Source organism: Mesorhizobium sp. PUT5 (assembly GCF_052216645.1).
GTDB lineage: Bacteria > Pseudomonadota > Alphaproteobacteria > Rhizobiales > Rhizobiaceae > Mesorhizobium.
Genome location: NZ_JBQOSO010000003.1, coordinates 399,867 through 412,361 on the forward strand (window position 1 = coordinate 399,867; position 12,495 = coordinate 412,361).

At 64.7% G+C, this 12,495-nt stretch carries 13 protein-coding genes; 7 read left to right on the top strand and 6 right to left on the bottom strand.

From position 1 onward, the window contains the following. Positions 1-24 precede the first annotated feature (24 nt). The 5 genes from ACTDI4_RS03485 to ACTDI4_RS03505 all read right to left on the bottom strand — a co-directional run bounded on the left by ACTDI4_RS03485 (position 25) and on the right by ACTDI4_RS03505 (position 4,505). Positions 25-912: a polysaccharide deacetylase family protein gene (locus ACTDI4_RS03485; protein ID WP_442839829.1), complete on the bottom strand. Its 888-nt coding sequence runs from the start codon at positions 910-912 to the stop codon at positions 25-27. 32 nt (positions 913-944) lie between these two features. Then, positions 945-2,108, bottom strand: coding sequence for a mandelate racemase/muconate lactonizing enzyme family protein (locus ACTDI4_RS03490; RefSeq protein WP_442839830.1), 1,164 nt, complete (start codon positions 2,106-2,108; stop codon positions 945-947). Positions 2,109-2,118: 10 nt separating this feature from the next. Continuing rightward, a complete protein-coding gene (locus ACTDI4_RS03495) occupies positions 2,119-3,201 on the bottom strand; it encodes a tartrate dehydrogenase (RefSeq protein WP_442839831.1) in 1,083 nt (360 codons plus the stop codon). A 92-nt stretch (positions 3,202-3,293) separates the two neighbouring features. Beyond that, complete coding sequence (locus ACTDI4_RS03500) at positions 3,294-4,274, bottom strand: asparaginase (protein ID WP_442839832.1); 981 nt, start codon at positions 4,272-4,274, stop codon at positions 3,294-3,296. A 3-nt stretch (positions 4,275-4,277) separates the two neighbouring features. Continuing rightward, positions 4,278-4,505, bottom strand: coding sequence for a hypothetical protein (locus ACTDI4_RS03505; RefSeq protein ID WP_442839833.1), 228 nt, complete (start codon positions 4,503-4,505; stop codon positions 4,278-4,280). Between the two features lie 11 nt (positions 4,506-4,516). On the opposite strand from ACTDI4_RS03505, the gene ACTDI4_RS03510 reads away from it, so the two are divergent. The 7 genes from ACTDI4_RS03510 (at position 4,517) to ACTDI4_RS03540 (ending at position 11,841) form a co-directional block, all read left to right on the top strand. Continuing rightward, complete coding sequence (locus tag ACTDI4_RS03510; RefSeq protein ID WP_442839834.1) at positions 4,517-6,181, top strand: ABC transporter substrate-binding protein; 1,665 nt, start codon at positions 4,517-4,519, stop codon at positions 6,179-6,181. An 82-nt stretch (positions 6,182-6,263) separates the two neighbouring features. Beyond that, positions 6,264-7,187 (top strand): ABC transporter permease, encoded by a 924-nt coding sequence (locus ACTDI4_RS03515; protein WP_442839835.1) that lies wholly within the window; start codon positions 6,264-6,266, stop codon positions 7,185-7,187. Beyond that, the gene (locus tag ACTDI4_RS03520) at positions 7,187-8,197 is read left to right on the top strand and encodes an ABC transporter permease (protein WP_442839836.1); all 1,011 of its coding nucleotides are present in this window, start codon (positions 7,187-7,189) and stop codon (positions 8,195-8,197) included. Before ACTDI4_RS03515 ends, ACTDI4_RS03520 begins: the two co-directional genes overlap by 1 nt. 19 nt (positions 8,198-8,216) lie before the next feature. Beyond that, a complete protein-coding gene (locus ACTDI4_RS03525) occupies positions 8,217-9,230 on the top strand; it encodes an ABC transporter ATP-binding protein (protein ID WP_442839837.1) in 1,014 nt (337 codons plus the stop codon). Next, positions 9,227-10,321 (top strand): ABC transporter ATP-binding protein, encoded by a 1,095-nt coding sequence (locus ACTDI4_RS03530; protein WP_442839838.1) that lies wholly within the window; start codon positions 9,227-9,229, stop codon positions 10,319-10,321. Before ACTDI4_RS03525 ends, ACTDI4_RS03530 begins: the two co-directional genes overlap by 4 nt. Next, on the top strand, positions 10,318-11,067 hold the full coding sequence (locus tag ACTDI4_RS03535; protein ID WP_442839839.1) for an SDR family NAD(P)-dependent oxidoreductase: 750 nt from the start codon (positions 10,318-10,320) through the stop codon (positions 11,065-11,067). Before ACTDI4_RS03530 ends, ACTDI4_RS03535 begins: the two co-directional genes overlap by 4 nt. 21 nt (positions 11,068-11,088) lie before the next feature. Next, the gene (locus ACTDI4_RS03540) at positions 11,089-11,841 is read left to right on the top strand and encodes a FadR/GntR family transcriptional regulator (RefSeq protein WP_442839840.1); all 753 of its coding nucleotides are present in this window, start codon (positions 11,089-11,091) and stop codon (positions 11,839-11,841) included. A 184-nt stretch (positions 11,842-12,025) separates the two neighbouring features. On the opposite strand, the gene ACTDI4_RS03545 is transcribed toward ACTDI4_RS03540, so the two are convergent. After that, a complete protein-coding gene (locus ACTDI4_RS03545) occupies positions 12,026-12,409 on the bottom strand; it encodes a hypothetical protein (RefSeq protein WP_442839841.1) in 384 nt (127 codons plus the stop codon). Positions 12,410-12,495: the final 86 nt, after the last annotated feature.

Here is a 12,495-nt window from a genome sequence, read left to right on the forward strand (position 1 = left end):
CACCGTAGCGCACTGCAACGGAACCTATGACCTGTTCGTTTGGGTCGAGGATGTGAACCAGTCGAGTATCTGCTCGCCGGTCCAGAACACGACGCCCGGTTTCGAGGCGACATGGTCCAGCAGCTCTTCAAAATAGCCGATGCGGTGGGGCACGCCGCTGAGATAGGGATGCACGCTGATCGACATGATGCGGGCCAATCTCTGGCTTTCGGCATAGAGCCTGTCGAATTGGCGAATGCCGCGCTTCAGGAACTCGTCCGACGAGTGCTGGGCGACAGCCATGATGGACACATCGTTGATCTCGACCGTGTAGGGCACCGAGACGATCGGGCCCGAGGCGGTTTCGATCATGCAGGGCTGGTCGTCCAGGACCCAGTCGGCGACATATTCGATTCCAGCCTTGGAGAGCAGGTCGACGGTGTCGGCCGTTTCGGTCAGGCCGGGGCTTTCCCAGCCGCGCGGCGCCTTCCCGGTGATCGCGCGGATGGCCTCGATGGTGCGTGCGATGGAGGCTGCCTGATCCTCGAGCGCGTGCATGGGGCCTTGCAGCCAGCCATGGCCCATGAACTCCCAGCCCTCGTCATGCGCCGCCTGGACGACGCGCGGATAGACCTCGCAGACCGAGCCGTTGGTGGCAAGCGTAGGCGTTATGGCGCGCCGCTTCAGAGCTTTCATCAGCCTCCAGAAGCCTACGCGCATACCATATTCATGCCAGGCCCAGTTGGGCACGTCGGGAACCAGAGGATTTCCCATCGGCGGCGGCAGGACCGCACGCGGCATGGGCCGGCGGATGTCCCAGTTCTCGACATTGACGATGACCCATACCGGCATCCGGACCCCGTCCGGGAGATCGAGGGCCGGGCGGTCGACAATGGCCGAATAGGCAATGCGTTCGCGCGGGGTCATGACCATGGCGGTCGCCTTTCTCGTCTTGCCGCGGCTCCTTACGCCAGTTCGCGCATGAGCTCGTACAGTTTCGCCTTCTCCTCGAAGCCGACGCCCGGGCTTTGGGGCAGCCTCACATGACCGTCCTCGACGGCGATGCCGTCGGCGAATCCGCCGAAAGGCTGGAACACGTCGGGGTAGGATTCGTTTCCGCCCAGGTGCAAACCGGCCGCGATGTTGAGCGACATCTGATGCCCGCCATGCGGCACCACGCGGCGCGTCGACCAGCCTTGATCCTTCATGACTTCGAGCGTGCGCAGATATTCGACTAGCCCGTAGGACAGGGCGCAGTCGAACTGCAGGAAGTCGCGGTCCGGCCGCATGCCCGCATAGCGCAGCAGATTGCGCGCATCCTGATGGGAAAACAGGTTCTCGCCCGTGGCCATCGGGGCGTCGTAGTGCTCGGCCAGCTTTGCCTGCAGCGCGTAGTCGAGCGGATCGCCCGCTTCCTCGTACCAGAACAGGCCGTAGGGCCGCAGCGCCCGGGCGTAGGCTATCGCCGTCTCCGCGTCGAAGCGGCCATTGGCGTCCACGGCGAGATATCTGCCTTCGCCGACCACGTCGAGGACGGCCTCGATGCGGCGCAGGTCCTTCGCCAGCGGGGCGGCGCCGATCTTCATCTTCACGACCTTGTAGCCGCGCTGAAGATAGGATCGCATCTCGTCCTGAAGCTTGGAATGGTCCTTGCCCGGGTAGTAGTAGCCGCCGGCCGCGTAGACCCACACCTTCTCGTCGGCGACGCCGCCGCGATAGCGGTCGGCCAGCAGCCGCCACAGCGGCACGCCGGCGATCTTGGCCACTGCATCCCAGACGGCCATGTCGATGGTGCCGACGGCCACCGAGCGCTCGCCGTGGCCGCCGGGCTTCTCGTTGGTCATCAAAGCCTTCCAGATGGCGAAGGGATCGAGATTGTCGTTGTCGCGATCGATCAGTGTTTCGGGGTCGGCCTCCATCACCCGGGCAATGAAGCGGTCGCGCATCAGCGCGCCCTGCCCGTAGCGTCCATTGGAGTTGAAGCCGTAGCCGACGACGGGCTTGCCGTCGCGCACCACATCGGTCACCACGGCCACGACCGAGCAGGTCATCCTGGAGAAGTCGATATAGGCATTGGCGATCGGCGAGGCGATCGAGGCCGTCTTTTCACGGATGTCGAGGATACGCACGGCGGCTCGCTCAGCGCTGGGAGGCGAGCGCGGCGACCACGGCGCGGCCGCATGCGACCGTATCGGCGGTGCCGCCCAGATCGCCGGTTCGCGTCGCGCTGTCGGCCAAGGTGGCTTCAACGGCCTTGACGATGGCGGCGGCGGCTTCGGTCTCCCCCAGATGCTGGAGCATCATGGCGCCCGCCCAGATCTGACCGATGGGATTGGCGATGCCCTTGCCGGCGATGTCCGGGGCCGATCCGTGCACCGGCTCGAACAGCGAGGGAAAGTGCCGCTCGGGGTTGATGTTTCCGGATGGCGCGATCCCGATTGTGCCCGTGCAGGCAGGGCCCAGGTCGGAAAGGATGTCGCCGAACAGGTTGGAGGCCACCACGACGTCGAAGCGGTCCGGATTGAGCACGAAATGCGCGGTCAGGATATCAATATGGTACTTGTCCCAGGAAATGTCGGGATAGTCGGCGGCCACCGCCTCCACACGCTCGTCCCAGTAGGGCATCGTGATGGAAATGCCGTTGGACTTGGTCGCGGACGTCACATGGCGGCGCGGCCGCTGCCGTGCCAGTTCGAAGGCGTAACGCAGGATGCGATCGATTCCGATGCGCGACATGACGGTTTCCTGCACGACGATCTCGCGCTCCGTGCCGGCATACATTCGGCCGCCCACGGAGGAATATTCGCCTTCGGTATTCTCCCGCACGACGAAAAAGTCGATATCGCCCGGCTTGCGGTTGGCCAGCGGCGAAGGCACGCCGGGCATCAGCCGCACCGGGCGCAGATTGACATACTGGTCGAACTCCCGCCGGAACTGAAGGAGCGAGCCCCACAAGGAGACATGGTCGGGAACCGTGTCGGGCCAGCCGACCGCGCCGAAGAAAATGGCGTCGTGCTTCTCGATCCTGGCCTTCCAGTCGTCCGGCATCATCTTGCCGTGCTCGAGGTAGTAGTCGCAGGAGGCGAAATCGAAGTGGTCGAAGGCCAGGCCGATATTGAAGCGGTCGGCCGCCGCCTCCAGAACGCGGAGCCCTTCCGGCACCACCTCCTTGCCGATGCCGTCGCCGGCGATGACTGCGATCCTGTAAGTGTTCCTGGCCAAGAAGCCCTCCTTCGAAAACCAATCCGCGTCGGCCCTGCCCGGCCGTCGCCCAAAATATGCGTGCGCGACCGTGCGCCTGATCCGGGCCGGGCCTATCCGGCCATGTAGTCGAACTCGGCCCGCAGGCGGCCGTCGTCGCAGCCGAGGCCAAGCAGCACGGCGGCGAGGATGCGCGCCTTCACCCCGCTCAGGTCGCCCGCGAAGATGACGCCGGCTTCGGCCAGCGTCTTGCCGCCGCCATTGCCGTAGACCGGCTTCACGCGGCCGCGCAGGCAGCGGCTGGTCATAATGACGGGCACGCCCTGCGCGATTGCCTCCTTCGCCGCGGCGGTGACGGCCGGCGGTGCATTGCCGCGCCCGAAGCCCTCGATGACGATGGCCCTGGCGCCGTTGGCCACGGCAAAGGCGATGAAGCCGCCGCTCGTGCCCATGGCCAGCTTCAGCAGTTCCACCTCGGCCACCGCCTCGGGCATGGCGAAGCTGCGCCGCAGCGTCGGGCGGCGGTGGACCACCACATGTTCGCCGTCGATCTCGCCCAGCTTGCCGTGCTCTGCCGAAATGAACGTGTCGACGCGGGAGGTGTGCGACTTGATGACGTCGCGGGCGGCATGGAACTCCTGCTCGAAGCAGATGAGCGCCCCCAGCCCCCGCGCCTCGTCCGACGCGGCGAGGCGGATGGCATCGGCGATGTTGCGCGGGCCGTCGGGGTCGGGCGCGTCGAAGGGCCGTTGTGCGCCGGTGAAGACAACGGGCTTGTCTGACCCGACCAGAAGGTCGGCCATGAAGGCGCTTTCCTCCATCGTGTCGGTGCCGTGGGTCACCACCACGCCCGCATAGTCGTCGCCGCGCAGCCGCTCGGCCACCCGCCCGGCAAGCCCCAGCACCGTGGGCAGGTCGAGCGCGAAGCTGCTTACATTGCAGAACTCCTCCATTTCCAGCTCGATGCCGTCGAGCGGGTCGTGCAGGGTGCTGCGCAGGCCGGCAGCGCCGACGGTGGAGACGACATGGCCGCTGGCGGCATCGCGCCTGGACGCGATCGTTCCCCCGGTGGTGATCAGCAGTACCCTCTTCATCGGTCACCCCTCCTGCTCTTGGCCTTCGGCAACGTACTGCGACGTAGGTAGCCTTGGCCTGACCAAGATGGCAAGCTTTGTTTTTGATGCGCAGATTATGACCGAAATAGTATCAATTTCCTCCATATTTTCCGTATTGACGGTCCGGCCAAATTCGCGAACATTGATAATGGCCATTTTGGTCAGGCCAAAAGATTGCAAGGTTAGCGGCTGCGCGAAATGCGCGATCAAGGGGAGTGGCAATGTCTGACAAGTTCACGAGAATCGCGATAGGCACGACGCGGCGCCGGTTTCTGCAGGGGTCTGCCGCGCTCGGCGGCGCAGCCATGTTCTCGTCCATGGGGCGGGTGGGAGACGCGATGGCCCAGGACGCGAACACCACGCTGGTAATTGCGGCGCCTGCAACCCCGCAGGGTCTGGACATCGAGTTCGACGTCAGCCTCGGCTCCATCGACTCGCTGGGCGCGCTGTACGAATACATGCTTGGCTACGAAAAGATTGCCGACCCCAATTCGCCCGATGCCATGCGCGAGGATACCTCGGTGCATGCCGACAAGCCGAACGGCCTTGCCCTGCGCGGACGCCTCGCCGAGAAATGGGAAGTTTCGCCGGACGGGCGCAAGGCCACCTTCAAGCTGCGCGAGGGCGTGGTTTCGAACTGGGGCAACACGTTCACGTCCAAGGACGTCAAGTGGACGTGGGACCGGAAATTCAACCTCAAGGGCCAGGGCCTGTTCCAGACGGCGGTTCTGGGCCTGAAGTCGCCGGATCAAGTCAAGGTCGAGGGCGATTACGCCATCTCCTTCAATCTCGATCAGCCGAACCCCATCCTGCTCAAGCAGCAGTGCAACCTGGCCAATCCCATCTACGACGCCACCAAATGCTCCGAGGTCGGCGGCTCGGACGACCCCTGGGCGGTCAACTTCCTCAAGAACGACAGCGCGGGCTTCGGCCCCTATCGCCTTGCCCAACTCGTGCGCGGGCAGCAGGCGGTCTTCGAGGCGCGGGACGACTACTGGGACGAAAAGCCGTTCATGAAGCGCGTGATCATGCGGGAGGTGCCGCAGTCCGCCAGCCGCTTCTCGCTGCTGCAGGGCGGCGCGGTCAACATCGCCCAGTTCCTCCAGCCGCGCGAGCTTGAAGCGCTCAAGACCCAGCCGGGCGTCGCGGTGGATGCGGTCAACGCCTCCTACATGATCTGGCTCGAACTGAACGCCAAGATCGCGCCCTTCGACAATGTCGACGTAAGGCGGGCCGTTAACCTGGCCATACCGCGCGACGAGATCATCCGCACCATCTACTATGGCTATGCGGACGAGCAGAAGGCGCCGATGCCATACATCTATCCGATGGCGAACGAGAGTTTCTTCAACTACGCCTACGATCTGGCCAAGGCCAAGGAGATGCTCGCGAAGGCCGGGGTGACCGGGCCGCTCTCGACCACACTGTCCTACAACGCCGGCGATCCGACCCAGGAACCCATTGCGCTCCTGATCCAGACCTCTCTGAAGCAGATCGGCATCGAGCTCACGCTCGAGAAGCTGCCGGCCGGCGTATTCTACGAGAACGTCACCAAACGCGCGAAGCCGATGATCTTCTATCTGGATTCCCCGTGGACCCCGGACCCCGGCTATTCGACCTACCTCTATTTCAATTCCGAGAGCTACGTGAACTATTCAAACTACAACAATCCCGAAGTGGATCGCACGATCACCGAAGGTCTTGCGACGCTGGATGACTCCGTGCGCATGGAGAAATACGCGGCGGTGCAGAAGACCCTGATGGACGAGGCGCCCTGGGGCTTCATCGCCTATCCGAAATACACGCTCGCCCGGAAGGCGGGGTTGAAGGGCTACACCTACTATTCGTCCAACAACCTGCGTTTCCAGGACTTCTCGCGAGGCTAGTTCCAGCGCGAGCCTCCCGCCGCCTTGGCGGGAGGCTCCATGGTCCGGGTTGGTGGGCACGGCGCATCGAGGAAGATCAACCATGTTTCGCAAGCTGGGCCTGCTCGCAAGGTTGGCCGCCCTGCGGCCGCGTTTCGCGGCCGGCTACATCATCGTGACGGCCATCGCGCTGCTGGCGATCGCCGCGCCATGGATCGCTCCCTATTCGCCGACCGAGGCCGACTCGGTGAGCTTCCTGCAGCCGCCCAGTGCCGCGCATCTGTTCGGCACCGACAATGTCGGCATGGACATATTCAGCCGTGCCATCTACGCCCCGCGCATCGACCTGACCATCGCCATACTCGGCACCCTTCTTTCCGCCCTGGTCGGCGGAACGATCGGCGCGCTGGTCGGCTTCTACAGCACCGGTCGCGGCATTCGCGTGTGGTTGTCGTTCGCGGTCATGCGCGCCGCCGACGTGCTGCAGGCTTTCCCGGTGTTCGTCTTCGCCATCGCGCTCGTGGCCAGCCTCGGCCAGAGCATACAGACGGTCGTACTGGCGATCGCCTTCGTCAACGCGCCGATCTATCTGCGGCTGATGCGCTCCCAGGTGCTCAGCATACGGTCGATGCGCTATGTCGAGGCTTCCCAGGTCAACGGCCTGTCCGACCTGCGCACCATTGTCCGCCATGTGGTGCCCAATGCCATGGCACCGGTGCTCGCCCAGCTCTCCGTCAATGTCGGCTGGGGCATATTGCTCACCGCAGCGCTCTCCTTCGTCGGCGCGGGCGTGCGGGCGCCGACGCCCGAGTGGGGCAGCATGATCGCCATGGGCTTTCAGAATGTCGTCACCGGGCAATGGTGGCCTTCCATGTTTCCAGGTGCCATGCTGGCCATCACCGTATTCGGCTTTTCCCTGGTCGGCTCGTCGATCGAGGTGCTGGCCGACCCCGCCAAACGTCGCCAGCTCCTGGCAGAGGCACGGGAACGCAGCGAGAGCCGGCGCGCGCGCCGGGAGGCGGTCTGATGTCGGTACTGTTCTATCTGGGCAAGCGCCTCGTCTTCGTGGTGCCGCAGCTTCTCGGCATCGTCCTTGTCAGCTTCCTGCTCGTGAAGAGCATACCGGGCGATCCGGCCGTGCTGATGCTCGGCCCCACCGCCACTCCGTCGGCCATCGCCGCGCTGCAACAGCAGCTTGGCCTCGACCAGCCCCTTTACACGCAGTTCCTGATCTATGTCCGCGACCTCCTGCACGGCGACCTTGGCACCTCCTGGCAGACGACGCGGCCGGTGCTCGAAGATCTCGTGCAACGGTTCCCGGCCACGCTCGAACTGGTGACCTACTCGCTCGTCCTCGCCATCCTGATCGGCGTCACCCTCGGCGTCTACGCGGCGCGAAATCCGAGCGGCTGGGTGGCGCGGGTCACCGACTTCTACGGCATCAGCGCGGGCGCGCTGCCCGATTTCTGGTTCGCGCTGGTGCTGATCTTCATCTTCTACACCGTTCTCGGCTGGGCGCCGGCGCCGCTCGGCCGCATCGACATGATCGTGCTTCCGCCGATGCCGGTGACCGGCGCGCTGACCATCGATTCCTTGTTGGCCGGCGATTTCGAGGCGTTCAAGTCGGCCTGCGCGCATCTCGTGCTGCCGGTTCTCACCCTCGGCCTGCTGAACGCCGGCCCGATCCTCAAGATGACGCAGTCCACCATGGAAAAGATGCTCGAAGCGGATTTCAGCCGCTACGAGGTTCTGTGCGGCGTGCCCCAGAGGCTGGTGGTGCGGCACGCATTGCGCAACGCCCTGCCTTCGATCGTGACGATCATCTCCGTCCTCTACGGTTTCCTCATCGGCGGCGCCGTGCTGGTCGAGATCGTCTTTTCATGGGGCGGTGCAGGTCAATACGCCGTGCAGGGCGTGCTGAACTCCGACATCTATCCGGTGCTCGGTTTCGTGCTGTTCTCGGCGGTCTTCTCCCTTGTCGTCTACATTGTGGTGGACCTGATCTATTTCCTCCTCGATCCGCGGATCACGAACTGATGCGAAGGCTCCATCGACCATGACAACCGTCGTCTTGCCCCCGCAGACCGGATCGGTCCGGACCGCAGAGCCGCTCATCGAGGTCAGGAACCTGCGCGTGACCTTCCCTTCGAGCAACGGCGAGCCCAAGGAGGTGCTCAAAGGTATCGACCTTGCGGTGCAACCGGGCGAGATCGTCGGCCTCGTCGGCGAAAGCGGGGCCGGCAAGACGACCATGGCGCGCTCCATCCTTGGCCTGCCGCCGCCACCCGGCCGCATCAGCGCCGGCGAGGTGCTCTTCGAAGGCAGGCAAATCCTGAAGCTTTCGGAACCGGAGTTGAGGGGGCTGCGCGGCCGCAGGCTTTCCGTCGTGGTTCCCAACCCGCGCGCCGAGCTGAATCCTCTCCTAACGGTTGGGCGCCAGATCGCCTCCATGGCCAGAATCCACCTCAATGTCGGTTCGCAGGAAGCGCAGAAAATGGCGCTGCAGATCCTGCGCGACGTCCAGATCCCGGACCCGGAGCGGCGCCTGAACGCCTACCCGCACGAGCTGTCGGGCGGCATGGCTCAACGTGTCGTCATCGCCATGGCGCTCATCTGCAACCCGGCCTTCGTGATCTCGGACGACGCCACCAGCGGGCTCGACGTCACCGTACAGGCGCAAATCCTCGATCTGCTCGCCAAGCTGGCCGCGGACCAGGGAAGCGCGATGCTCTTCATTACGCGCGACGTCGGCATAACGGCGCATTTCTGCAGCCGCACAGCCGTGCTCTATTCGGGCGAGATCATGGAGATGGCCTCCCGCGAGGATCTTTTCCTGAGGCCGGCCCATCCTTACACCCTGATGCTCCTTGCCGCTTTCTCCCATAGTCCGAAGCTGCGGGAGAGCTGGAGCGTCCCCGATACGGGAGTGCGGCGGCAGACGCGCGCCGGATGCCAGTATGCGCAGCGCTGCCCCATTGCCCAGCCGGTCTGCCGGGCCGAACGGCCCGCCTTCGCGGAAATCGCACCCGGGCATTTCGCACGCTGCCATTTTCCGGTGAGGCCTGCATGAGCGCGATCCTCACCATCGACAATCTCTACAAGCGCTTCCCCATCGCCGGCTCGAAGATGGTCGTCCAGGCGATCAACGGCGTGAGCCTGTCGATAGAGCCCGGCGAGACGCTCGGCCTGGTCGGCGAAAGCGGGTCCGGCAAGACCACCGTCGGCCGCTGCATCGTGGGCCTGCTGGAGCCGAGCGGCGGCAGCATACGGTTCCGCGACACGGACCTTGCGCTGCGCAGGCAGCATCGCAGGCAACTGGCCGGCAAGATCCAGTTCGTGTTCCAGGAGCCCAACGAGTCCCTGGACCCGCGCATGAAGATCGGCGAGACCATCAGCGAGCCCCTGCTGCCGCTGAAGCTCGACCGGGAAACACGCCGGAGGAAGACCGCCGACGCCCTTGCCCTGGTCAGGCTGGACCCGGAATTGCTGAACGCCTATCCGTCCGAGCTTTCGTCCGGCCAGCAGCAGCGCGTCGGTATCGCCCGCGCCATGGTCACCGAGCCCGAACTGGTCGTGCTCGACGAGCCGACCTCGGCGCTCGATCCGACGGCGAGAGCCGAGATCATCGACCTGCTCAGGCGTATCCAGGCTGAACGCAACACCGCCTATCTGTTCATCTCGCACGACCTTTCGACCGTGCGTTTCATCAGCCATCGCGTCGCCGTCATGTATCTTGGCATGATCGTGGAGCAGGGCGACGCCGAAACCGTGTTCAACCGTCCGCAGCATCCCTATTCCAGTGGCCTGCTGTCTTCGGTGATGCTGCCGCATCCGCATCTGAAGATGGAAAGCAGCGTCAGTCTGAAAGGCGAAATCCCGAGCCCCATAAATCTGCCCAAGGGCTGCTTCCTGGCATCGCGCTGCCCCTTCGTGGTGGATCGCTGCCGCCATGAGATGCCGCCGCAGGAAATAGTGGGCAAGCGGCATGCCGTCCATTGCTTCCGGCATGCCGACGTCGCCGCGACAGTTCCGGCGTCCGACACCTTCAACACCTTCATGCGCGAAGCCGAGCGCATTCTCGGCCGTGCCGTGCCAGGCGGTGCCGTGCCGCCCGATCATTCCATCCAACATCAGCTTGCAGGAAAGGGAACTTCGACATGACTGGACGCCTTGCAGGAAAGACGGCCCTGGTCACCGGCGCGGCCGGCGGCATAGGTGCGGCGATCGCCACCGCCTTCGCGCGGGAGGGGGCCGACGTCGCCGTCCTCGACCTCAAGCCCGCCGCGGCCGAGAAAAGCGCCGCCGCCCTGAAGCAATTCGGCGTCAGGACCTGCGCGCTTGCCGCCGACGTGAGCGACGAGAAACAGGTGGAGGCGGCCGTCGCCAAGGCCCAGGCGGAACTCGGCAAGATCGACATCCTCGTCAACAATGCCGGGATAGACACCACTTCGGTGGTCGCCGACATGAGCACAGAGATGTGGGATCAGATGATGGCCGTGAATCTGCGCAGCGTGTTCCTGTGCACGCGCGCGGTGCTGAAGCCGATGATCGGTCGCAAGTTCGGGCGCATCATCAACATCGCCTCGCAGCTCGGCCACAAGGGAGCGCCCGAAATGGCCCACTACGCCGCGGCAAAGGCCGGCGTGATCGGCTTCACCCGATCCCTGGCCTACGAGGTCGCGCGTGACGGCGTGACGGTCAACGCCATATGTCCCGGCCCCATCGACACTGCCCTGTTCCAGGCCCTGCCGCAGGACTGGAAGGCGCGCAAGCTGTCCGAGTTGCCGATCGGGCGTGCCGGCAGCGTGGAAGAGATCGCCCCCACTGCCGTGCTGCTGGCGTCCGAGGAAGGCTCGTACTACATAGGCGCGACCATGAACCCGAATGGCGGGGATGTCATGGTCTGAATCTGGCATGCGTGGAACTTCATGATGAAGCCCGTTACGGCGCAGGACTTACAAGCCGCAGGTTTTGTGCCGGAGCGGCGGCGCGGGCCGGCCGTCAGCGTCGCCCAGGCGACCGTGGACGCGATTCAGACGATGATCCGCACCGGGTACCTCAAGCCCGGCGAAAGCTTGCCGCCGCAGCGCAATCTCGCCCGCGACCTGAGTGTCAGCCGCGCCACGCTGCGCGAGGCCCTTTCCATCCTGGCCACGATAGGAGAGATCACGGCCAAGCCGAGCGGGCGGGGCTTTGTCTGCGCCGACCCGGGGGAAAAGCCCGCAACCCCTTCGTGGCGCTTCGCCGCGCGCTACTCGCTGAGGGAGGTCTACCAGTTCCGCCATGTCGTGGAGAGCTACGCGGCCCAGCTCGCCGCCATAGGCCATACCGATCCCGAGCTGGCGGAACTGAGGGAATGCGTGCAGACATTTCGCCGGGCCGCCCTGGCCGGCGATATCTCCCTCTACGCACAGGCGGACTTCGACTTCCACCACCTCATCATGCGCATCTGCCGCAACAAGCTGCTGGTCGACATGCACCAGACCTTCTCCAGCATATTGCTGGAGAGCCAGCGCTTGCCCACCGAGCGTCGGGGCAACCTCATGCATGCGGTGCAGGAACACGAAAGCATTCTCGAGGCGATCGCCATCCGCGATCCCGAGGGCGCCAGCTACTACATGCGCAAGCACATCTCCATGGCGGGAAGCCGAGCGGGCCTGCCGCTGTCGGAGCTTCCATGAGGTTGCCATGCCGCCGTGGCGCGAACCCGCGCGCGCGGGCTCGGATGGGTTGACGCTCTTCGACGGCATCGATGTGCCAAGGCGGCCGGCATTTTCCGTCGAAAGCCATTCATGTTCAAGGCGGCCAATCAGTCCCCCGCAATCGGAATCGATGTCCGGCGCGTTCGGGGTTCCTGCCCGGCTTCTATCTACCTTCTGACGCAGTCGTCAGAACTTCCTGCGCGCCGGGCGTGATCGTGCCTTCGTTCAGTGCGTTGACGTCAGCCAGGGTCAGCCTGCCGTTTGCAATTCCGTTGGTCATGCGCGTGCACCACGCCTCGGTCGCTCTTTCCTCCGGCACGCCCATGAATTCGGCCAGGCCAGCCAGATTGGAGCCGATGCCCTGGCCGATACAGGTCTCGATCGCTGATCGTCGCTCGGCATCATTGGCTTTCAGCGCCGCCGCCATCGCCTGAAATTCCTGCTCGCCGTCTGCAATCTGCGCCCGCGCCGGGTCGGCCAGCAGGAAGCCGAGAAGAACGAGGGCTGCGACGTCAATTTTTGTTTTCATGCCGTTTTCCTTCCGCAAGACAGTCGGCGGGCGCCCGAGCAGCCCTCCACACCGTGGCGAGGCCGATGACCGGATAGTCGGACTTGGCAGCCAAGCGCTGGTGC

Coding starts and splice junctions, on each gene's coding strand:
- ACTDI4_RS03500 (WP_442839832.1), bottom strand. CDS start 4,274: ATGAAGAGGGTACTGCTGATCACCACCGGGGGAACGATCGCGTCCAGG.
- ACTDI4_RS03530 (WP_442839838.1), top strand. CDS start 9,227: ATGAGCGCGATCCTCACCATCGACAATCTCTACAAGCGCTTCCCCATC.
- ACTDI4_RS03535 (WP_442839839.1), top strand. CDS start 10,318: ATGACTGGACGCCTTGCAGGAAAGACGGCCCTGGTCACCGGCGCGGCC.
- ACTDI4_RS03485 (WP_442839829.1), bottom strand. CDS start 912: ATGGTCATGACCCCGCGCGAACGCATTGCCTATTCGGCCATTGTCGAC.
- ACTDI4_RS03525 (WP_442839837.1), top strand. CDS start 8,217: ATGACAACCGTCGTCTTGCCCCCGCAGACCGGATCGGTCCGGACCGCA.
- ACTDI4_RS03520 (WP_442839836.1), top strand. CDS start 7,187: ATGTCGGTACTGTTCTATCTGGGCAAGCGCCTCGTCTTCGTGGTGCCG.
- ACTDI4_RS03510 (WP_442839834.1), top strand. CDS start 4,517: ATGTCTGACAAGTTCACGAGAATCGCGATAGGCACGACGCGGCGCCGG.
- ACTDI4_RS03515 (WP_442839835.1), top strand. CDS start 6,264: ATGTTTCGCAAGCTGGGCCTGCTCGCAAGGTTGGCCGCCCTGCGGCCG.
- ACTDI4_RS03540 (WP_442839840.1), top strand. CDS start 11,089: ATGATGAAGCCCGTTACGGCGCAGGACTTACAAGCCGCAGGTTTTGTG.